The sequence below is a fragment of the Burkholderia stabilis genome (assembly GCF_001742165.1).
In the GTDB taxonomy this organism is placed as follows: Bacteria; Pseudomonadota; Gammaproteobacteria; order Burkholderiales; family Burkholderiaceae; genus Burkholderia; species Burkholderia stabilis.
Genome location: NZ_CP016444.1, coordinates 1 through 21211, shown reverse-complemented (window position 1 = coordinate 21211; position 21211 = coordinate 1). Strand labels below are relative to the sequence as shown.

The 21211-nt window shown below is 62.5% G+C and carries 12 protein-coding genes; 8 read left to right on the top strand and 4 right to left on the bottom strand.

Annotated elements, in window-relative coordinates; genetic code table 11:
- Positions 1-898: 898 nt before the first annotated feature.
- Entirely contained in the window at positions 899-4348 is a 3450-nt protein-coding gene (locus BBJ41_RS32735) for a hypothetical protein (protein WP_167362240.1), read from the top strand.
- Between the two features lie 387 nt (positions 4349-4735).
- Here BBJ41_RS32735 and BBJ41_RS32730 read toward each other — a convergent pair whose 3' ends face one another.
- The 3 genes from BBJ41_RS32730 to BBJ41_RS32720 all read right to left on the bottom strand — a co-directional run bounded on the left by BBJ41_RS32730 (position 4736) and on the right by BBJ41_RS32720 (position 7517).
- A complete protein-coding gene (locus BBJ41_RS32730; protein ID WP_069750498.1) occupies positions 4736-5482 on the bottom strand; it encodes a hypothetical protein in 747 nt (248 codons plus the stop codon).
- Between the two features lie 553 nt (positions 5483-6035).
- Complete coding sequence (locus BBJ41_RS32725) at positions 6036-6428, bottom strand: cupin domain-containing protein (RefSeq protein WP_069750497.1); 393 nt, start codon at positions 6426-6428, stop codon at positions 6036-6038.
- A gap of 12 nt (positions 6429-6440) precedes the next feature.
- A complete protein-coding gene (locus BBJ41_RS32720) occupies positions 6441-7517 on the bottom strand; it encodes a fatty acid desaturase family protein (protein ID WP_069750496.1) in 1077 nt (358 codons plus the stop codon).
- A gap of 603 nt (positions 7518-8120) precedes the next feature.
- Here BBJ41_RS32720 and BBJ41_RS32715 point away from each other — a divergent pair.
- The 3 genes from BBJ41_RS32715 to BBJ41_RS32705 all read left to right on the top strand — a co-directional run bounded on the left by BBJ41_RS32715 (position 8121) and on the right by BBJ41_RS32705 (position 12346).
- Positions 8121-9950, top strand: coding sequence for a DUF1565 domain-containing protein (locus BBJ41_RS32715; protein ID WP_167362239.1), 1830 nt, complete (start codon positions 8121-8123; stop codon positions 9948-9950).
- A 149-nt stretch (positions 9951-10099) separates the two neighbouring features.
- On the top strand, positions 10100-11152 hold the full coding sequence (locus BBJ41_RS32710; protein ID WP_156814946.1) for a coiled-coil domain-containing protein: 1053 nt from the start codon (positions 10100-10102) through the stop codon (positions 11150-11152).
- A 63-nt stretch (positions 11153-11215) separates the two neighbouring features.
- On the top strand, positions 11216-12346 hold the full coding sequence (locus BBJ41_RS32705; RefSeq protein WP_083282077.1) for a phosphatase domain-containing protein: 1131 nt from the start codon (positions 11216-11218) through the stop codon (positions 12344-12346).
- Here BBJ41_RS32705 and BBJ41_RS32700 read toward each other — a convergent pair.
- Positions 12327-13238 (bottom strand): LysR family transcriptional regulator, encoded by a 912-nt coding sequence (locus BBJ41_RS32700; protein WP_069750493.1) that lies wholly within the window; start codon positions 13236-13238, stop codon positions 12327-12329. The genes BBJ41_RS32705 and BBJ41_RS32700 overlap by 20 nt on opposite strands.
- Before the next feature lie 154 nt (positions 13239-13392).
- Between BBJ41_RS32700 and BBJ41_RS32695 the strand changes: the two genes are divergently transcribed.
- The 4 genes from BBJ41_RS32695 to BBJ41_RS32685 all read left to right on the top strand — a co-directional run bounded on the left by BBJ41_RS32695 (position 13393) and on the right by BBJ41_RS32685 (position 20618).
- Positions 13393-14844: an amidase gene (locus BBJ41_RS32695; RefSeq protein ID WP_069750492.1), complete on the top strand. Its 1452-nt coding sequence runs from the start codon at positions 13393-13395 to the stop codon at positions 14842-14844.
- Positions 14845-14846: 2 nt separating this feature from the next.
- Entirely contained in the window at positions 14847-15089 is a 243-nt protein-coding gene (locus tag BBJ41_RS40820) for a hypothetical protein (protein WP_156814945.1), read from the top strand.
- 206 nt (positions 15090-15295) lie between these two features.
- Positions 15296-16426 carry a hypothetical protein gene (locus BBJ41_RS32690; RefSeq protein ID WP_156814944.1) on the top strand — a complete coding sequence of 377 codons (1131 nt, stop codon included), beginning with the start codon at positions 15296-15298 and terminating at the stop codon, positions 16424-16426.
- A gap of 406 nt (positions 16427-16832) precedes the next feature.
- A complete protein-coding gene (locus tag BBJ41_RS32685; RefSeq protein WP_156814943.1) occupies positions 16833-20618 on the top strand; it encodes a hypothetical protein in 3786 nt (1261 codons plus the stop codon).
- Positions 20619-21211 lie beyond the last annotated feature (593 nt).

Sequence of the window (21211 nt, the reverse complement as noted above, 5' to 3'; positions counted from 1 at the left end):
ATGAAAAATTACTTTGGTCTGTCGCTTCTCAAAATTTGGGCATTTGATCGATTTGAGCACAAAAAATCGACTTCACACCCGTCCCGGCCTTGGGGCGCAAGGGTTTCGCCTGAACATTACTGAATGTAATGAACGACTGAATTTTATTGAGTATTGCCCGGGCGTCTGTCCCGAAATTTCCACAGCTCGCCGGAGGGGCCGACGTGAGCGACATGCTTGCGCGATCGCGCCGAGCGTCGCGGGTGCTGCCGGATGCAACGCGCCAATGCGATGCCGCCGAGCGATCTCGTGGCGCGTATCAGGATCCGGTTGGACGAAGCCCCGGCGATCGGACCGCGCTCTTCGCGTTCGTCAGCCCGAGTCGATCCGTTGGAGCGGACAAGATTTCGTCAGGATTTTCTGCTCCGCGATGATGACAAAGGCCGATACAGGCGAAGAACTGGTTGCGTCGGCGAATCAAGTGCGGCAAGCAACGGATCGAGGGATGACTCGGGCGAATGCCCTCGTTGTCATCGGATGAAGAAGAACGAATGGCATGCGCACATCGACAATCAGCGGTGCGGATATTGGCGAGTTCGGATTGCAGGACACGGCTTCGCATCAGCCGAATGATCGATCGCATCGATCCAGTGCCCGCAGGTGAATCGGACCACATGCGATCGACCCGATCGGGTTCTATCCGCTTGCGTCGTCACCACAGCGAGGCATTTGAATCGTTGTTCGCCAGGTAGCCGTTCGCGATCGTACATGGCCGTGCCGTTGCAATATCGAACCGACACGAAAGTAAAACAGGAATCCGTATCATTTCAATTTATCCAACGGTCATCGTGAAGGTCATGGAAGTTTCATGTCCAGCCGCGATAGTGGCTGGACTCCACTATCTGATCGATCCAGAGCGATGTCGACTCGTGCCCCCGACGCATTATCCGCCCCGCCGCCAATGTATTCGGCGGCAGAGACGGCCGATACGCCAGCCATTGCACCGTCGACAGCAGAGAACGCCGACGCGGGTCGGGACACCGGTGTTCTCGCCGCGCTGAGATCCGGCATGACGTCGCGCGCACGATCGGTCGCCGATGCTTTTGCTCGTCCGAAGCGAGTGAACCTTCCGATGGACCTTATCGCGCTGTCGATGGTCACCGTCGGCACGAAAGGCCCGCCGGTCCTCCCGCACGATACGAAAGCACCGTCCAGGAAGGTCGCTGTCCCGCCGCCGGCGTTATCCGAGGCGACGAATGCTGCGTCGCTTGCCGATGTATCTCCGGAGCGCGCAATGCGCAAACCGGCGCGGTCGATGCAGAAAGCGCTCGGCGGTTTTCGGGCAAACGCTGCCGCTGCGGCGCCAGCCGAGGTCCGTACCGACGATTTCGATACAGTTGCCGGGACGGCGCACCGATGCTTCGCGGGCAACGACGCCGCGGGAATCGACCGTCTTGTCGCCGATGTCAGGCAAGCCGCTGCACCGGGCGTATCGGCACAGCAAAGCGAATTGCTGATCGTTGCGCTTGCCGAGGCGACGTCCGCACATCCGGGGCTGGCGAGGCGTGTGTTGCTTCGCATGCGGCAGGGCTTGTCGATTCAGCCGCACCAGATGCGGGCGTCGGGGTTCATCGACAATCGGCTCACGGCGCTTGCATGGAGAACGGCCCAGAAGCTCGCCTCGACGACGCATGGTTACGAGTGCGTGCGGGCATTGGCCGGCCGGACCTGGCCGGCCGGGGACAGCGCGGCGCGGTACGCGCCGCAGGTGTGGCTGCAAGCCGCCGGTCATCTGGTCGACTCGACGCGGTGCGAGGCAGATCCGGCCGCGATCGACCGCATGGCGCAGTCATTGGCAGACGATGCGTCGGCTACGCCCCAGGCTCATGCCGCAGGGATCGTGCGCGCGGCGTCGCAGCTGTGGCGGACCGGGAGCGCCGACGGACTGAGTGCGGCGGACAAAGGCGCATTGCTCGCCGGGCGCCAGGGTTACTTCACGGATGGACCCGGGACGCCCTTCGCCGCGATGAAGAGCCGGATGGCACGTTTCCTGAATCATACGATTCCGTACGCCACCTCGGATCACGTCGATCCGGTTCCCGATGAACACGGCGATGCGATACCCGTTGCGTCGAGGCGCTCGAAGCTGGCCGCCGCGATCCGGCCGTTCGGGTATCGGAAAAGCGCTGTCGCCGCGATGCGCGACGGCGTGCAGGGCGCAAGCCTCGGCACCTGGGAAAAGGACAAGAAGGTGCTCAACGACGCGCTGCGCGACGTCTTCGTTGCAATGAACGAGCGCGTCGTGGCCCGCGACGACCGCGCATCGGGTAGCAGAAAGCTGATGAAGGACAGCCACGCGATTCACCTGATCGTCGGCGCGGCTGAACGCGCGGTTCTTGCGGAACTCTCTCGCCCCCGGGATGCCGCGTCCGGAGAGGGTCGCCAGTCCGTCGAGTACGGGATGAAGTTCAACGACGACACGATCGGCCTCATCGCCGAGCGTGTCATGCACACACTCGACGATGCGACGATCGATCGTCTCGCCCGGCTTGGCGGGCGGAATGCCGGTAACCGCGACGCGTCGAACGATGGCCGCCCAACGCTTCGTGAAGCGCGCGTGCGCCGGCTGCTCACTGCGTTGCGCGATCAGATCGCGATGGCCGACAGCAGTCAACGCGCCCGCGCCCGCATGCTCAAACGCGTGCGCAAATACCTGATCGGCGAATCGGACGTGCTGGACGCGGAAAAGATCGCGCTTTGGCGCACGCGCATCGGCGATGACGTGCCCGCCGACGTGAGCCGCCAGGTAGACGCGATCGACCGCATTGCGCTGGGGAAGGCGATCACGCCGCGCGGCACGAGGACCGATGATTTTCGCGATGCGGGCGACCGGATGATCGACGCGCTCGAAGGCAGCGGCAAGGCGGTCATCACCGACGGCGGCGTAGTGGGTGCGAGTACGCGCGGCATCAGCGCGGTCGCCGCGTCGTTCCCGTGGCTGGTGCCACGGCTCAACCTGAAGGCGTCGCGCGGTCGTCAGTCGGTACTCGAGATCAGCCGGAGTACGGCCGCGTACAAGATCAGCTTCGGTACGCAGCGCCGAAACCATTACGAGGCAGGCGGCGGCCTTCAGGTGGGACACAACGTCGAGATCGCGCGCGTGGCGGCCAACGTCGACATCGGGCACGAATGGGACGATGCGCGCCAGCGCACGGTCGATCTGAGCATTGCCCGCCGCCTGAATGCCGACGGCGACGCGTACGACGACCGTGCCGGCAGGACGCAACTCAAGGCGGTCAACCGCTATCTGTTCGACAACGCCGGTCGCGGTAAAAGCGAGCGGACGCTGTGGAACGAGCTCGGCAGTCGTTTTTTCGACAACGACGCATTCACGGTTTCGTGGAATGACCAGCACAGTACGTTGCGGCAGGTCGATGCCAACGTCGATCTTCGGGCCGGCGTCAAGATCGGCGCCGGCCAGTATTCGGCGCGGGCGAACGGCGTGGTGGGGGGCACCTATCGATGGGTGCGCCGCGCGGAGCTGGATTCGGTCGATGAAAGCGGCCAGACCAGAATCGAAGGGCATCGGGTCGGCAGCGGTTATCGGATCGGCGTTCACGTGGGCGTGAGCAGCAGCGTCGGCGATCAACTGCAGAGCCTGCAGGAGGGCGCGTCCGATCCGACCGACGTGGCGACCGTGTCGATGCTCACCCCCAATATCATCGGGCTGCAGTTACCGGTGCACGACTCGTTCCACCAGGCAAAAGCGACGCTCGTGCGCGAACGCGGCAAACTGCAGGTTCGTTCGTCCAATGCCGACATCGAATTCGCGAACTTCGATCAATACAAGCGGGCATTGCGCGGCGATCCCGCGTGGATGCTGGCCTTCGGGGCGACGCCCGGGGAGCCGATGCCCACGGCGACGGAGCACTACGAACGGGTGCTCGCAGCGGGGAGTGAAAAAATAGAAAAGTACCTGTCCCATATCGCGGAGAACCGCGTGCCGAACTTGCGCTTCGTCCTGAGGCGACGCCTTCGTGAACACGCGGCCAGCGAAGCCGACCTGCTCGATGACAGGATCGCGTCATTGAGCGCAAGTCGTCGCAGCGAAGCGCGCGCACACGAAATCGACAGGCTGCGTGATCGGCGTGATGCGCTGCTCAAGCGCGTCGATTCGTGGATGCCGACGGAACTTCTGACGATACAGGCGTGTGACCGGCAAGTCACCGCCGGGCTGCGGTTCGGCATTCAGATCGCGGCACAGAAAGGCGCGCGCGGCGAGCGTGAGGTCGCGGCACTGAAGCTGACGCCGCGCGAGGCGGATCGGCTCGATCTGAACTGGCCGCGGCGCGACGCGCCGCGGGGGTGAGGGGCGACATCTTTCTGGTTGCGGGAAGGGGTATCCGTTAGTTTGACTGGAACATGGGCGAAACAGCGCTGGATTCCGCACCGCCCAGTCTTGCGGGACGTCGCAAGGCGGAAGAACCCGGCGCGGAATCCATATGAGCGCCACGCACGCTGGAACAGGTGTGCTATCGCTGACGCAACTATTTCGGTGGGGTGGATATGGCCGATACCTGCGGGCTCGAGAGTCCGGCATCGGGAAACGAGCGATGCAGACGCTCGATCGGAGCATGGACCGGCGGGGTGAGCAGCGCGACGCCCAGGTTGCGCTGATGCCACGCGAGGTGAGCGCCGGCGCGTGTATCGGCGCCCTCACGTGAAGCAGTGGTTGTGCGCAAACCCCGGGGAGTACTCAGAGACGCGTCCTTTTCGTCGGCACCGCACTTTCCGGGTTTTCCGTGCGATGCGCGGTATGGCGTACCTGCTTGATGAGCTCGTCGATTGCCGTGCGCACCGTACCGTAATGCCGCGAATCGAGCTTTCGTTTTGCGGCGGCGTCCAGTTGAGCTTCCATATCGTCAAGGGCCGCTTTTTGCTGGTTGGGCGGATTGGACCAGAAATAATCTTGCCGAAACCTGTCCAGCGCGCTTTGCTCGATCCCGAGGCGGCCACCGATCTCCACCAGATCCTCCGATATCTCCAAAGAACCCTTGTTTCGCGCTGACCCCGCAGGCATGAATTCCCCGATGTAGTCCAGGACGACATCCTGCACATGCAAGGGGCGGGCAGGTCTGCGCGAGCCTTGTCCGGATTCATCAGGTCCGGGGCTGCCGATCGTTGTGCGAGGGGCGGAACCGGCCGGGCGATCGTGGTCCGGCGCGTGCATACGATCTGCCAGTTCACCGGGCCGGTGTTGTGCAGCAAGCACGTCCAGTTGTTCGTCTGCAAAGCGCAGCGTGTTTTCGTGCCGCACGCTTGTCGGTGACGCCGGCGTTAGCCCGTCCGCTTCCTGCTGGATGAGTGTGCCGAGGGCAGCTTGCGCATTTTCTTGCCTGCTCTGCGCCGACGCGAGCGAGTCAGCGTGACGTGACGTCACGCCACCGAAGTGCCGTGCCAGTTCGAATGCATGTTGCGTTGTCACGAGATTGGCCTCGGCCATCCGCACGTTCGTTTCCGCAATCTTTCGTGCGTGCGGCCTCGAATCGGGCCTGGATGACGCGGCCAGCCTCGACTGAAGGTCCTTGAGGAACTGCGGCTTCTCGGGCAGCGGCGGCGGTTCCGCCGTTGGCGTTGCGGGTCGTCCGTCCGTGCTCGCATTGCTCGGATCCGGTGACGTAGAACGGCTGGAGAAGTCCGATGTACCGGGTGAAGGAGAGGGCGGGATGCGCGGCATGGAGTCGTCCGTTGCGTGATGGGAGCCTGCGTGCCGACATATCGACGCTTTGGGGGCGTGTCTCCCGGATGCGACGTCATGATCCGCTCCGTTTGCCGTGTTGTCCTTCCGGGCGCGAAACGATGTCTACCTGAGCGACGCAGTGGCGGCATGACCTTCCGCCGCTGCGACATTCTCGTCGGGGGGCCGGGATGCGCAAAAATCCGCCACATCGCTGCCTGAGCTGCTGCGGGCGCGCCGACGATGGAAGCCGACCCGATTCAGTCTCCAAGGATGCTCAAGTAACCGGTCGGTCGAACCGTGAATCAGGATTTCGGCGTCACGACGAGCCCGCATACGGGATCGAATTCCCGTCGATGCTGATGTCGAAATTGCAGGCGACGATGGCCGTCACGGGCTCGGTCGAACTCAGGTTGACTGGCTGATGCGGAACGTTTCCCGGAATGAAAATGAAGTCCCCCGGCTGATTGAGCATCGTTTTTTCGAGATTTTTCCCGTATCGGTGCTCGACACGACCGCTCAGGATATGAAGGATCGTCTCCGTTCCTTCGGGGTGCATGTGAGGTGGAATGGTCTCACCGGGTTCGATGGTCGCGAGACACATGAACATCGCCTTCGGGGTGGTCAGGTGGCTGACAGCCATTTCATACGAGAAAGCGCGCCCCGACTCGGCCGCATTTCCGTTGCCGGACAACTGCACGATATCGTCCATACCGTTCTCCTTTCAAACGTCGTAAACAATGAACGAGATATTCATGACGATCCCGTAGTAGCGATCCATCACCAGCTTCCCGTCGATCACCTCCGGCCTGCCCAGCCCTTCGAGAATGCGAGCGACTCGATGACGATGGTATCCGCGCAGCAGCTCGCGCCGATGAATGCAGTGGGCGCGTGATGCCGGATAAAGTGCTGCGTCGATACGCGCCAGATCCGTCCAGTGCGCGTGCGGGAACGCGTGATGGGCGTTGTGAAATCCGTAGTTGAGAAAGATGCGGTTTAGCCACATATGCTCGCGACTGATCAGCGACGAGTAGGTATTGCGTTGCTCGTAGTCGCGTTCGAGCCGGGGCATCGGCGTGCCGAGCGCGATGACTTCGAAGGTGTGGTGAAAGCAATCGTAGATGCGCAGGATCGTCAGCATCGCCCCGTGCGCGCAGAAGATCCAGAGCCAGCTCCACGGTGAGATCGAAAGCAGCGCCAGGTAGCACGCGCCGCGCAGCAAAAGGACGATCGCGATCCGGGTTCTCAGCGGGCGATGCTGCGCCTGCAAGAACGGCATGGCCAGCGAGCGAAACCGCGCGACGTAACTTAGAACCGGAACGTAGCACCACTCGAGCGCCATGACGACGCGGCGCAGCGCGGGCGGTAGCGACGCCACCCAGCGGGTAATCGAAAAACCGTCGTAGCCGACGCGATTGCGATGATGATCGAGATGCTGCCGCCGCAGCAGCGCATAAGGCACATAGCAGGCCCCGCTGATCAGCGTCGATGCGCGTCCGAGATGCGCGTTGAGCGCGGGACGCTTGCTCATCGTTCCATGCATGCATTCGTGCGTGAGCAGCGCACTCAGGATCATCGTATGGGCCATCAACGGTACGCCCGCAAGCGGCAGCATCCAGCCCGGCCGCGTGACCAGATACAGCGACAGCAGATAGCCGCCGAACGTGTAAAGCCAGGTGACCAGATCGACCAGATGTCGCAGGAGTCTGGATTGATGTCGATAGCGTGAATCAGCGTCCCATCGCGCGATGGCATGAGTGGTTTGCGAAGATGCAGAAACGCCCGGGTTGCTTCTGATCATGTCGTCCTCAATGACGTTGTCCGAGGTTGGCCAGCAGAATGCGATGCGAGGTGACGGGCATCGACGAAGCAACGGTATCAAGTTGTCCGGACGATCATTCGCGGATGACGAACGCGCGGATACGCATGCGAAGCGTAAAAAATTTGACATGATCGAAGGACGTGCACTCGATCGTTTCGCGCGTGAAGCGCGGCATGCGATATCGCGTGAGATGGGGTTGCGCTGCGTTCGGCGCTGCGTGAGTTCGCGTGCTTCGCACCCTCGACGGCATTTTCGCGTTTGCGGCAGCGCCGTTGCCGATGAACCGCGACCATGTCGACCTCTGCGCCGCGTGCCGTTGTCGAATTCGTCGTAGACGGGCTCGAATCTTCCTGCCTCTTGGAACGATGGCCTGACTCGGTCCCGTCACACGGTCTGGTTTCTTGAAAGCCCGTACCGGCGTCGACGTACCGGCCCATTGGCCGGTCATTGCAAACGGATCGCGCGGCCGAACCCCGGACCTGGACCGTCGAGTGACGGACACAGACGCCGCTTTGATCCCGCTACACGATGAAACCGACGAGGCGCTCGTATCCACGCCATGCGTCGGAAACCGGAACGCATATGAAAAATTCGAAGATACTTTTTGAACTGGCGATAGCGCTGCAATGTGCGTTGATGCTTCAGGGGTGTGGTTCCGGCGATTCCGATCCGTCATTCGCGGCCACGTCTATCAAATCGGGCACTGTCTCACAAGTCGTCGTGTCGCCGGCGCAAGTGTCGCTGGCTGCGAACGGCACGCAGCAGTTCTCGGCAACCGTTTCAGGGAGCGGCGATCAATCGGTGGTGTGGATGGTCGATGGCGTACCGGGCGGCGCGCCAGGTCTCGGCACGATCTCGGACGACGGCGTCTACACCGCGCCGGCCGGTGCGACCAAAACGCTGAGCGCGACAGTGACTGCCGTGTCGCAGGTCATGCCGCTTTCGTCGGGCGCTGCGTCGGTCAGTGTCGCGGCAGCCAATTACGACAGCCCGGTCTACGTCGTTTCAACCACCGGCAACGATTCCGCCGACGGCAGCCCTGCCACACCCTGGCGCACCATCCAGCACGCAGTCTCGGTCGTTCCAGTTGGCGGCACCGTGCAAGTCGAAGGCGGTACCTATAACGAACTGGTCACGATCGCCCGATCGGGCTCGGCCACAGCCGGATTCATCACGTTGACGGCCGCACCGGGCGCGACCGCGACCATCGACGGCACTGGGCTGGAGGCGCAAGACCAGCAGGGGCTCGTCACGATCAGCAATGCGAGTTATGTGCGCGTGATCGGGTTGCAGTTGACGAATTTCACGTCGAACTCGGAGGATTCGGTGCCGCTCGGCATCTATGTCAACGGCTCGGGGCATCACATCGAGATCCGCGACAACCATATCCACCACATTTCGACGACGGTCGAATCGCCCGCCGGCAGCGCATTCGGGCTCGCGGTGTACGGGAGAGGCGTCGAGCCGATCAGCGACCTGATCATCGACGGCAACGAGATCGATCACCTGACGACCGGGTACAGCGAGTCCCTGACGGTCAACGGCAATGTCGCGAACTGGCAAGTGACCAACAACCGCGTCCACGACAACAACAATATCGGCATCGATGCGATCGGCTTCGAGGACACGGCATCGGCGAAGGGGGTGAATCAGGCGCGCAACGGCTGGATCGCCGGCAATGTCATCGACAACGTCAGTTCAGTGACCAATCCTGCCTACGACGGCAAGCCCGGCGCCGGCGGCATTTATGTCGATGGCGGAACGCGGATCACGATCGAGCGGAACACGGTGCACGGCGCGGATCTGGGCATTGAGCTCGCGAGCGAACACGATGGCCGCGTCACAAGCTACGTCACGGCGCGCAACAATCTCGTGTGGAACAGCAACGTGACGGGCATTTCGATTGGCGGTTATGCATCGACCGTCGGCGGTACCGAGCATTGCACGATCGTGAACAACACCTTGTTCGAGAACGACACGATGCGATCGGGTACGGGGGAATTCCAGATTCAGTACAACGCGCGCAACAACCTGTTCGCCAACAACCTGCTGTACGCCAATGACCAGGGCGTGCTGGTGAACAGCCCGGTGTCGGGCGACAGCGGGCCCGCGGCGTTCCAGAACAATCTGTACTTCACGAAAGGTGGTGCGCCGGCGGCGCGCTGGATCTGGAACGATGCGACTTTGACGACGCTTTCGGCGTTTCAGCAGGCAAGCGGAAGCGAGGCGGCCGGCGTTCTGGCGGATCCGCGTTTCGTCGACGTCACGACGCCGGATCTGCACGTGGCGCCGGGGTCTCCGGCAATCGGCACCGGCATCGATCTCGGCGCATTGCTCGAAGGCATATACGACCATGCCGGATCGCCTCGCGTAGTCAGCGGACGGGTTGATCGGGGTGCTTACCAGGAATGACCTGTCAGGTCGGCACGAGTCGCTATTTCAGCGCCACACGCTCCGACAGTCGATCGTTCGCAAAATGCCTGCCCGGTTCGCCTCTGGCGTCACGGCGTTTCAGCAATGCGTCATATTGGGAGATTCCACATTATTTGTGCGAGGAACCCATGGTCAATATCCCGCGGACAACTCAGTCCCCGACGCCGTCAGAAATCAGTTCGTCGGAGAATGCGCCGCTCAAGAAAGCTACCCATAACCCGTTCCATGAAAATACGCCCACTGGTGCGCTTTCGGCGATCCCGCTGAGGAAACATCGTTCGGATGAGGAACTGAACAAGGGATCGGATCGACCGACATTTCGTTCCAGCCCGGTTGCGTTAGCCGAAGCTCATGATTCGACGGAAACCAGAACCTATACGTCGAAGGAAGTCGAAGCGATGCTGGAAGAGAAGTACCGCAGCACGGTCGATACTTTGGGCGGCCACCAAGTAAAAATAGCTCGTGATCTTGTGAAGTTGAATGAAAATCTCGGCGAAACATTGGTCAAGTTGCAAAGTGCAATGAAATTGCGTGACGAACGGACAAAGGCTCAGAAGGCGGCATCGCGGGCGCGCGGGAAGGACACGAAGCAAAAAATAAAGTCATTGAGTGACGAGAATAAGGATTTGAAGTTGGAAATTGATGTGCTCAAGACTGAAAACGAGGATTTCGAGTCCGAACTGGTGGGTTATAACAAAATCGTGGATGATCTGAGTGGGCAGATTTCACACTTGAAAAATCATTCAGAATCGTTGCTTTCGGAAATCAAGCAAAAATCAGAGGCGCTCGAGAAGCGCAACGAGTCAATAAGAAGTGATCGAGATAGCAAGGCGGTTTTGAGGCGAGAAAATGAAGATTTGATAAAAATGAAAGATATGGAAATTTCAGGGCTTCATGAAAAGCTTGGCGAGGCAAGGTCGGAAATAGATCGTCTCAATGCAAAGAATGAAACGCTGCAATTGAAATTCGATGCGGTCGATAAAACGGCATCCGGATTGACGAAGGGCAAGACAAAAACATTGATCGATAGCGGAAAGCTAATCCAGAATGAAAGTGACGTATTGAGAACATTGAATTCAAGATTGATTAAAGAAAATTCAGAAAACAAGGAGCAGATAGCTATCCTGAAAGGGAAGATTTCATTGCTCGTCGGGAAACTGGGCATCAATTTGGATTCTTGATTTCATGTGGAGTGATGCGAATCTGTTATTTGAGATCAATCGACCATCAATTCGTGGAACATCATGACTAAAATCGGTAATTTGCACGGCTCCGGAACCTCGGTTGATGGCGAATTGAAATCCGAGGGTATCGATATTCACGAGGCAAAACGAAGGCCGTCGTTCGTCGAGAATTCAGGCCCGCATGCTGGTCTATCGCCATTTTTTCAGGCGCGACGGAACTCGCCCAATGACGAAAATCCCGCCAGGCTACCGCACGTCACATCCCCGCCGAGGAAGCCGAGCTTCGCACAGCCTCCACGAGAGCTGAATCCGATCCTGACCTTCGACTACATGCCACAGCCGGCAGACCAGGACGGCAGCGCGGAATATTTCAGATACTTCCGGACGACCAATGACCTGAGTGCCCTTCCGGCGGACCTGAACCGGGAAGGGCTCGGCGAATTGCGGTTGTCGGGGAGCGATACGATCGCGACGACCGAGCAAATCAAACGTATCGCAAGCGCTGCGAACGTTCAGCATCCGGAGCACCTGTATATCGTCGATCTCCGTCAGGAGCCGCACGCGGTGGCCGACCGTTACACACTGACGCTACGCGGCCCGAAAGATTGGGCCAACGTGGGCCTTTCACACGACGAAGCGTTGCAGCGCGAAGCCGCCTGGATCGACGGTCTTCGTGGAAGCGAGCATCTGAAGATCGATAGCGCGGAAGATTTCAAGACGGGCACCCGGCCCATGAGGTCGGTCACGCTGAATCGTCCGGAGATCGTCAGCGAGCGGGAACTCGTCGAAAGCACCGGGGCAAAATATGCCCGCCTGACGGTCACCGACCACCTGCGGCCGGACAACGAAGCCGTCGACCGGTTCGTCGATATCGTCCGCCAGATGCCGCCGGACGCGGCAATGCACGTGCATTGCAAGGGTGGCAGAGGGCGCACGACCACGTTCATGGCGGTCTATGACATGTTGCGCAACGCTCGACGTGTATCGGCCGACGGCATCATCGACCGGCAAGGCGGGCTGGGGCGCTATGAATTGAAAAAGATCGGTGGACAGAACGCCGTCTTTCGACAAGACCGATTGTCGTTCCTTTATTTGTTCCATCAATACGCGGAACAAAACCCGGGCGGGCAGCCGCAAACCTGGAGCGCATGGCGCGCGTCCCGAGCGGATCTCACGGACGACGGTCGGTGAAGCTCAGCTGTTCCTGGAGATAACGGACGAACGCCTGCACCTTGGGCGACGGCGCGCGTTCTTTCGGGAACAGCGCATTCAGATCCTGCGGCGGCCCCATCCAGTCCGGCAATACGCGGCGCAGCCGGCCCGCCTCGACGTCCGGCGCCATGCTCATGTCCATCGCCAGCATCAGGCCTTGCCCCGCGCGCGCCGCATCGAGGATCAACGCGGGATCGCTCGCGACGATCACCGGGTCGAGCGGGTAGTGCTCCGGCTTGCGGCCCGGTTTGCGCAGCGTCCAGATGTAGCAACCGGTGCCCTTGGCCTGATGCAGCGCCAGGGCCGGATGACGTCGCAGATCGTCCGGCCCGGCTGGCGCGCCGTGCGCGTCCAGATACGCAGGGCTGGCATAGATCGACGTCGCGAAGCTGCCGAGGCGCCGCGCGATCAGGCTCGAATCCGGGAGGAGGCCGAAGCGCAGCGCGATATCCACGTCTTCGGCGAACAGGTCGAGCGACACATGCGTCGCGACGATTTCGAGCCGGACATCGGGGTAGCGCGAACAGAAGCCCGCGATCAGCGGGGCGATCCAGGTGACGCCGAACGAATACGGCACGGTCACGCGCAGCCAGCCGCGCGGGCCGTCGCGCAACTGGTGCACCGCGCTTTCTGCCGCATCGAGCTGGTCGGCAATCGCGCGGCATTGCTCGAAGTAGGCCGTACCCGCCTCGGTCAGCCGCAGCTTGCGCGTGGTCCGGTGCAGCAGCTGCGCGCCGAGATGGGCTTCCAGTTCCTGGACGCGCCGGCTGACGGTCGTCTTCGGAATCTGCAGTGCAGCGGCCGCGCCGGTGAAGCTGCCCGCCTGGACGACGCGGACGAAGATGAGCGTGTCGTTCAGATCCCTTGCCATGGATGCATTCTTGTCCGGAACGGTCGTGATGAGGGAGCAAAAGGCTAACACGTCCATTGTTCCATCGATGGGGCAATGCTTGCCACGCCGACGGGCTAATCGGCGGCGCGCCGATCCCCTATCTTCACCGGTATCGAACCAACCGGAGAACCCCATGAATCTCGGCGAATACGCCAACCTCGACGGCGTCGGTCTGGCCAGGCTCGTCGCCGCCCGGGAAGTGACCCCCGCGGAACTGGCGGAGCTGGCCCGCGCGGCGGCCGACGCCGTCAATCCGGATCTCAACGCGATCGTCGAGCATTGGCCGCTCGACGCAAGCGGACGCGTGTCGCTCGACTGCGGCGGGCCGTTGGCCGGCGTGCCATTCCTGATCAAGGACATCGCCATCTCGATGGCAGGCAAGCGCGCCGAGCTGGGCAGCCGCCTTGCGCAAGGATGCGTGGCGGCCGGCGATTCCGCGCTGATGACGCGCTTTCGCGACGCCGGCCTGGTCACGATCGGCCGGACCACGACGCCGGAGATGGCGTTCAGCACGACCACCGAATCGACGCTGCAGGGCGCGACGCGCAACCCATGGCAGCCCGGGGTGAGCGCGGGCGGCTCGAGTGGCGGCGCGGCGGCGGCCGTCGCGGCAGGCGTCGTCCCGGTCGCGCATGCGACCGATGCGGCGGGGTCGATCCGGGTGCCTGCCGCGTACAACGGGCTGTTCGGACTCAAGCCGACGCGCGGGCGCAGTTCGAACGGGCCGGCGCTGGACGAGGTGTTCTCCGGATTCGGCGTCCAGCTGGGCGTCAGCCGCAGCGTGCGGGACAGCGCCGCGTTGCTGGATGCCGTGCAAAACCGCGACGCGGCGGGCGAACCGTATGTCACGTCCGCGCCGGCGAACAGCTTCCTTTCCGAGGTTGGCCGCGATCCCGGGCGGCTGAGGATCGGCGTGATGATCGACCCGTGGAACGGCGACCGTACCGACCCGGCGATCGCGGCGGCCGTCAACGACACCGCGCGCCACCTCGAAGGGCTGGGTCATCACGTGAGTCTCGAGGCACCAGGCCTCGGGGTGTCGTGGGAGGCGCTCGTGCAGGCGAACGCGACGATCTGGACGGCAACGATGGTCGGCTGGATCGACGGCATCGCCGCGGCGACCGGGCGGCCGATCGACGCAACGACGCTTGAACCTGCGACGCTGGCCTGCGTCCGGTACGGCCGGCACGCGCGGGCGACGGATTACGCAGCCGCGCTGGAGGTGCGGAACACCGTCACGCGCGCGGTCGGCGCGTGGTTCGAACGGTTCGACGTGCTGTTGACGCCGACGTTGCCGCATCATGCGCCGGCCATCGGCACCTATGCGCAGGGTTCGGAATCGATGAACGGACTCGAGTGGACGGATCGGGTGTTCCGGCATTCACCATTCACGCCGCCGTTCAATGTCGCAGGCGGGCCGGCGATGTCGGTGCCGCTGGAGAGCGACCCGACGACGGGGTTGCCGATCGGGGTGCAGTTCGCGGCGGGTTTCGCGCGTGAAGACAGGTTGCTGCGGCTTGCCGGGCAACTGGAGCAATCGCGGCCGTGGCGCGGACGGCGGCCGACGGTGTGGGTCGGGAGTTAGAGGTGACGACGGCAGTACCGGCTCCGGGCGTGCCGGTGTTGAGCCGTCGTCCGGTCGACGATCGGAACGCCGGGGTCGGCAGGCTGCGCCAGGAACCGGCCAGCGTGAAGCCCGGCATCGAGATCTTTCGAAAGGCGACGGTTATCTTCGTGAAGGAGGGCGATCACAGGCAAGAACCATGTCGATTACGGTTTTATCAACGTCGCTTCGTGTCGGGCGTGCCCCTTGTTGCACGGGGGACGTAGCGTGTAGTGAATTATTCTTCGGCATTGTTCAAGTTGGTGGTACCTGAAAGAGTCGCCTTCGGTCGGCGAACATCGGGAATGCCGCGCCAACTGACGTTTGACTTGGGAGAAAGTGCGGCCGGACTCGAGATCGGGCTAGCCGCTGGCGAGCGATTTCCACCCATGAGGGCGCTCGTCTTCAGGAAGGTTCGTCTGAGAGGTCAGCGATGCCGAAAGTCTGCACCGAGAACGTAGATGCCGTAGATACAGGTTGCCGCGATGTGGCAACAGGTGCGCGAACGCATGCAGACGGCAAGGGCACTTTGGCGCCCGGGCTTCGGCCGGAGGGTGGTTCCATACTGGGTGGCCTGAAAAGCCGGCCTCCGAAGGCCGACGGCACCCATGCCACGGGCAGGGAAGGTGCCCCTCATGGAAGACCGGATCTCCACGAATCCGAGGCGAAAGCCGCGCTGCGTCCTGGCTATATCCACACGTTGCAGGTCGTTGGCCCTGACAGTCTTGCCGAGGATACCCGCAAGAAAAATCGCATGGGAGGGCTCACTGCCACCGCGATCGGCACGGGGCCTTTCAAAGCGTATCAGCAGAACACACGCACCGGCCTGATGTTCAGCCAGGACACGCCAATGATCGTCGGTGCCAAAAAGGACATGGGCACCAACGTCCTGATGACGGATCCGCATTATCAAAATGTTTTGCGTCAGGCGCCCGCTTCGTCACCTGACGAACATTCGCATGCGGTGCGCGCGACGCTGGAAAGATACTATGCACAGGAAGAGGCCGACACCGATATCAGGCGCCCCCATATTTTCGAGAGCACGGCCTCGCTGAAGGCGAAATACCAGGAGATGGCCCGGCGCCAGAATGGCACGGCCCCAGACAAGAGCTCGAAATACGTGCTGGCGGATGCGTTGAAACAGCATGTGCCGGCGTTTGCCGCAGGCGCTCCTGCCCGGCCATTCTCCGAATATCGGGATCAGTTGAACGGCAAGCTGACCCCGGAACAACACGCGTCAATCGACCATTCATTGCCGAAGCTGGGTGCGATGCCCCCGGAGCGGCAGATGGCCTATATAGAGTCCGGCCGCAGCGGCACTGGAAAGCCGAAATACTCCGTCAGGACGGTTCTTCCGCACAACGAAAATCTGCTCGCGCCTCGCCCACAGGATGTTCAGGCAATATTCGTCAGCCCGCATGCACCCGAAGCCGCACTCGAATTGAAAAGACAATACGCGGCAGCCAACAACGGCGTCGAGCTCCCTTTCATGACCTACGATGCCAGCTCCGGAGAATCGGAGGTCGTGACGACTGAATATGTGAAAAGCCTGGTGAAAAAGTAGCGCCTCGAGCGTAACGAAGGTTGTGCCGCGACGAAAGAGACGACGCAAGAAGACGGCGCAAGAAGACGGCGCAAGAAGACGGCGCAAGAAGACGGCGCACCCGACGAATGCATCGCGCCTTGCCCCGTCGACTGATGCGCCAGCGTTGCACGCAGCTTCATGCAACACGCGCTCTCACGCGGTACGTCAGCCCCGCCATGACAAGCGATTGGTTCCCCTGCGTGCCCGGCCGACCGGAGCCCGCTTCGCAATGTTGGCCATTGCTTCGCTTCCCCTGACTCTGGCGCGCCAGTGCGAATCTACGATCGTCATGCAGCAGTCGTACAGCGGTCATGAAGAGGTCATGAATGACACCGGTCGGCGATGTGTCGAGCCGGCTCATCGCGTCGTCGCTGGAGTCCCCCAAATGAAGTTAACAAGCATGATGATGCGGTTCAATCGCGTCGAGACCGAGGAATCGCGTGAAACGTCGCCGCGATTGCGGGAAGCCGGGCAACGCGCGAAAGCGAGCACGTCGATGCCGGGCAAGCTGCGCGATCTCGTCGACAAGGTCACGGCAACCAGGCAGACTGCCGCCGCAAGCGGTCTGAGCGACGAGGGGCTGGACCTGGCGCTCAGGAATCCGGGTGTGAGAGGACGGGGCGCACGCGCGATCTATCGCGAGGCAGTTTCACGCGATAGAGCCGCGAGAATACGGGAAACCGCGCAGCCGCCTGCAGGTGAAATGGTGGAGCACGAAGCCCGTCAAGCCATCGAACTCGATGTGCTGACGACGGAAACGCCGCCGCCGGCCGTCGCACTCCCTGCCGGCGCGGTCATTCATCCCGATTCCGGTGCGCTCGATGCAGCCCACCTGCGGCAGACCGTGAGTGCGTTGCTGGCGGCGCTGCCCGACATCCCGGCCGACGTCGCGAACAGGCATCCGCGCGTCACGGCACTGCGAGCCCGTCTTGCCACGGAACTCACGGAAATCGGCGATGCCGCCGACGCCACGAATGTGCCGCCGGACCAGCGGCATCTTGCCGTTCGCGATGGTTTTGCCCGGGCGGCGCGCACGTCGAGAGCGCTGACGCGTTACCTCGACCGCAACTACGTGAAGCGCAACGCCGGCGGCGCGGGTGCGGCATCGGCACGCGAGCATGACCTCTTTTCCGCCCTGATGACGGAATTGAAGCGCGCTCACATCAGCGCGGCGGCGCCGGATCTGATGGCGGATTACACCGATCGCGAAGCCGAGCGGCTCGAACGTGTGGCGCACGGCATCAGCGAGGGTGTGTCGGGCCCGAACGTGGTGACGAGTTCGGGCGCGAGCCTGGGTTATTCAACGGGTATCGGCAACGTCAGCGGCAACGCGTCGGGCGGCAGTACCGTGCTTTCCGATGACGATTTCGATGTCCTGTTCTTTCCGTCGGCCGGCGCGACCGTTCAGGGCGGTGTCGGCACCGAGATATCGGGCTGGGCCGCGCGCGTCAACGGCCAGGCGTCATACTCGGGCGGCGATACCTACTTCGAACACGCCAACCTGAAGGATTTGCTGACGCTGGTGGCGAACCGGGACGCGAACCGTTCGATCGTCACGTCGGCCGGCCCGAATACGCGCAAGCTCGTGCACGGCCGGCAGCGCATCGCGGCGGCGGTGTCGCAACTTCTCGGCCGCAATTACGTGCGCGAACCCGGGCGGCCTTATTTCCTGGCCGATAAAAAACTCGAGAAGGGTTTCAATGGCGTGAAGTCGGCGCTTCTCGCGATGGCGCTCGACGAGACGCTGCGCAGCCGTGGCGGCACGCCGCGATTCGGCGAGATCATCGAGGCCGCGTATCCGGCTGTTGGCGACGTCGTGCGGCAGCGCCTTGCCGATCGCCAGCCGCTACCGCCGGCAACGCGCAAGGATGTGCCGGATTCCGTCGGGTACGCGAATCGCCCGGTGGCATTTCGCGACGCGACGCTCGGCGTCGACGCGCGCCTGGGCCGGTCGACGGACGGCAGTCAGAATATCGGTGCAAAGGTCGCGCTGGATTTGCTCGCGCGCGGCGAACTGATGCAGTTCTTCGTTGAAACGGCCAACGCGCCGCATCAGATTCTCGACCTGTCGCACCACAAGGACCTGAAGGCGACGCTTGCCGTGCACCGGCAACTCGACGCGCTGTGCAACGGCGTACCGCCGGCCGCACTCGGGCTCTACGGGATGACGCGCGAACGCCTGCAACGCGAGCGCGGTGCAGAACCGCTGCCGGCCCTGTCGGCGCGCGACGAGGCCATCTACGGCGATGAAGCATCGATTCCGTCGCAATTCCACGATGTGATCCGGCGTCCGACCGTCGAGCACCTCGAGCGCGCCGGTGAGGCGGCGGATGCGTTGAAGCAGCATTATCTGAGCTTTATCGCGTACGCCGCGACGGTGCTCGCGCGCAGCGACCGCTTCATGCCGCGCGCCGCGAGCGAGCAACTCGAAGCGCTGCGCGGCGAAGCCTTTGCATGGATCAACGAGACGGTCTGGCACGGCCGCTATCCCGAGGCGGACGCGCTTGCCCATCCGGACAAATTCGTGTCCGCGAGCTATGCGAGCATCAGCCTCGCGCTCGGCGCGGTGGGAACGCATATCGGCATCGCCAAGGAACGTCTGTCGCGCAACGCCGACGAGAACAGCCGGGGCGCAGTGATCCAGGCGGACCGCAGCTATGCGCAGGCGCGCGAACTGCTGGACAAAGTCTATCTGCCGATGAAGAACTACGACGTGCAGAAGAACGGCCCGCTCGAGGAGCGCGGGAAGTGGCAGCGGTGGCATGCGGTGTTGCGCGGTACCGCGTCGGGTGGAGCGACCGTCAACGTCATGGGTGCGCTGCTCGGTCACTGGAACAAGTCGCTCGGCCCGGTCAGCGTCACGAACGAAGCGGGCAGCATGACGCTGAGCGCGGAAGCGAAATTCCTCTACGCGGACCATCAGATCAATCCGATCCGGGCCGGCAAGTTCTGGCAGATCACGCTCACGGCGAACGGCGGCAAGCCGCTGGCCGGCGCGGCGCTCGGGATGGCGGTGCGAAAGACGCTCAACAAACTCAACGAAGCGCTCGCCGCGGACGAGCCGAAAATCGACAGCGCCGAGATCGCGCGCCAGATGCAGGGCCTCGTTTTCGACGCGTCGGAAGGCTGCACGATCGTGATGAAGTTCCGGCAGCCGCCGGAGCTGAGTGCGAAGGCGACGCATCTGCAGTACGTGCGCGTGTTCAACAACCAGAACGCAGGATTGAATGAGTCGGTGACCATACCGACCCCCGTCGGCGTGTTCACGCCGGGTATTTCGCATACCGACGCATCACAGGGGTTCGCGGGCGAGATCATGGGCTCGGATCTGAGCTATCAGATCCTGCAGCATCCGAGGCTTGCCGCCTTGCTCGACCATTCGGACGAAGCGACGCCCGAAGGCCTGAAGGCGCGCTTCGATGCGAATCCTCTTGTACGAAACGGCTACTTTGCCACGTCGTCGACCATCGTCGATACGGTCGAACGTTACGCGGTGTTCCTCGATGCGAAGGCGCAGGCCACGCGTCAGGGCACCCGCATCGAGGATGCGCCGAAGGTCAACGAATTCTTCCGTATGCTCGCGTCGGAGCCGTTCAGTCGAGTGGCGGGCCACGCACGGCGCGCGCAGCTGAACGCGCCGGGCTCGGCGGCGAACGGTGTGTGGCCGCCTCCGGATGCGGACGAATCGTGGGCGGATGATGTGGATCTGACCGGCATCGACCTGACGGCAGCAAGGGCGCGCCTCACCGCCGCGGGTTCGATCGATGAGCGCACGAGCTATTTTTGCGGAGAAGGGCGGCTGCTCCTCGATGCGTACGCGAAGATCGTCGGCAACATGTGTGAGATCAACGCAGGCACAGTGTTTCATGCCGAGCCGCGCCGCCACGGATTCCGGACCGTGTTGCGCGATCCGGCCAGGCTGCGCGGCGAGAACACCGCGATTCAGCCAGCGCATCGTGACGGCACGCAGACCGATGTGAGCGACCCACCGAGTCCCCCATTGCAACCCGTCGACGATGCGGCTTTCGTGCCGCAGGTCGACAGGGCTGAGACGCCGGCCGTGGCGGATACGTCATCGGCACCGCAGACGACCACAACGGCAACCGTCCGTGACGAGCCGGCGCAGTTCATCCACGAATTCGGCTATTTGGGAGGGATGATTCGGGCCTGAGGGACGAGCGTGCGCAATGGCGGTTCGCGCTCGTGCTTCGCACGCACTGTCGGGGCGAGCGTGACGAAGCTTCGGGGCGCGGGCGCTGTCACGGTGTTGATGGTCGTGCGTTGAAATCGCGAAACATAAGGAATCCTGGGGTATGTAGAAGGAAGACCCGGTAGTGGATTTCCTGTCAAGGCTTCCCGTACCTCAATGGCTGGCTAGCGTGCCTGTCGCTTCTCATGCGCGTTCACGTTGCAGCGGCAGTGCATAAACATGTTTGCCACCTGATTGCGGGCCGGCGCAAATTCGCCGAAGGTAACGCGCTGATTTGAAACGACGCTTCACCTTCTCACCTCCGCGCATTGGCAGATGCGAGTTCTCCGCACGGTTGCTCAATCCGTCGTGCTGTTGGTGCCCGACGCTCAGTCCTGGATCCCGGTTTGCCGCAATGTAGCTTTCGAGTTTGTCGTTGACGAGTACGGCTGCGTCGGGCAATGCCCGGGCTGAACGTCACCGACCCGCGTCGCACCGCCTCGTACGTCAGGTCAATGCCGCGCAGCAAGCAACGCCTCGACCGTGCGCAGACTCAGCGGGAAACGGTATTTTGA

What these genes read in the sequence shown, in the direction of transcription:
- BBJ41_RS32735 (WP_167362240.1), top strand. Translation starts at nt 899, where the DNA reads ATGTCGACTCGTGCCCCCGACGCATTATCCGCCCCGCCGCCAATGTAT.
- BBJ41_RS32730 (WP_069750498.1), bottom strand. Translation starts at nt 5,482, where the DNA reads ATGGCCGAGGCCAATCTCGTGACAACGCAACATGCATTCGAACTGGCA.
- BBJ41_RS32725 (WP_069750497.1), bottom strand. Translation starts at nt 6,428, where the DNA reads ATGGACGATATCGTGCAGTTGTCCGGCAACGGAAATGCGGCCGAGTCG.
- BBJ41_RS32720 (WP_069750496.1), bottom strand. Translation starts at nt 7,517, where the DNA reads ATGATCAGAAGCAACCCGGGCGTTTCTGCATCTTCGCAAACCACTCAT.
- BBJ41_RS32715 (WP_167362239.1), top strand. Translation starts at nt 8,121, where the DNA reads ATGAAAAATTCGAAGATACTTTTTGAACTGGCGATAGCGCTGCAATGT.
- BBJ41_RS32710 (WP_156814946.1), top strand. Translation starts at nt 10,100, where the DNA reads ATGGTCAATATCCCGCGGACAACTCAGTCCCCGACGCCGTCAGAAATC.
- BBJ41_RS32705 (WP_083282077.1), top strand. Translation starts at nt 11,216, where the DNA reads ATGACTAAAATCGGTAATTTGCACGGCTCCGGAACCTCGGTTGATGGC.
- BBJ41_RS32700 (WP_069750493.1), bottom strand. Translation starts at nt 13,238, where the DNA reads ATGGCAAGGGATCTGAACGACACGCTCATCTTCGTCCGCGTCGTCCAG.
- BBJ41_RS32695 (WP_069750492.1), top strand. Translation starts at nt 13,393, where the DNA reads ATGAATCTCGGCGAATACGCCAACCTCGACGGCGTCGGTCTGGCCAGG.
- BBJ41_RS32690 (WP_156814944.1), top strand. Translation starts at nt 15,296, where the DNA reads ATGCCGAAAGTCTGCACCGAGAACGTAGATGCCGTAGATACAGGTTGC.
- BBJ41_RS32685 (WP_156814943.1), top strand. Translation starts at nt 16,833, where the DNA reads ATGAAGTTAACAAGCATGATGATGCGGTTCAATCGCGTCGAGACCGAG.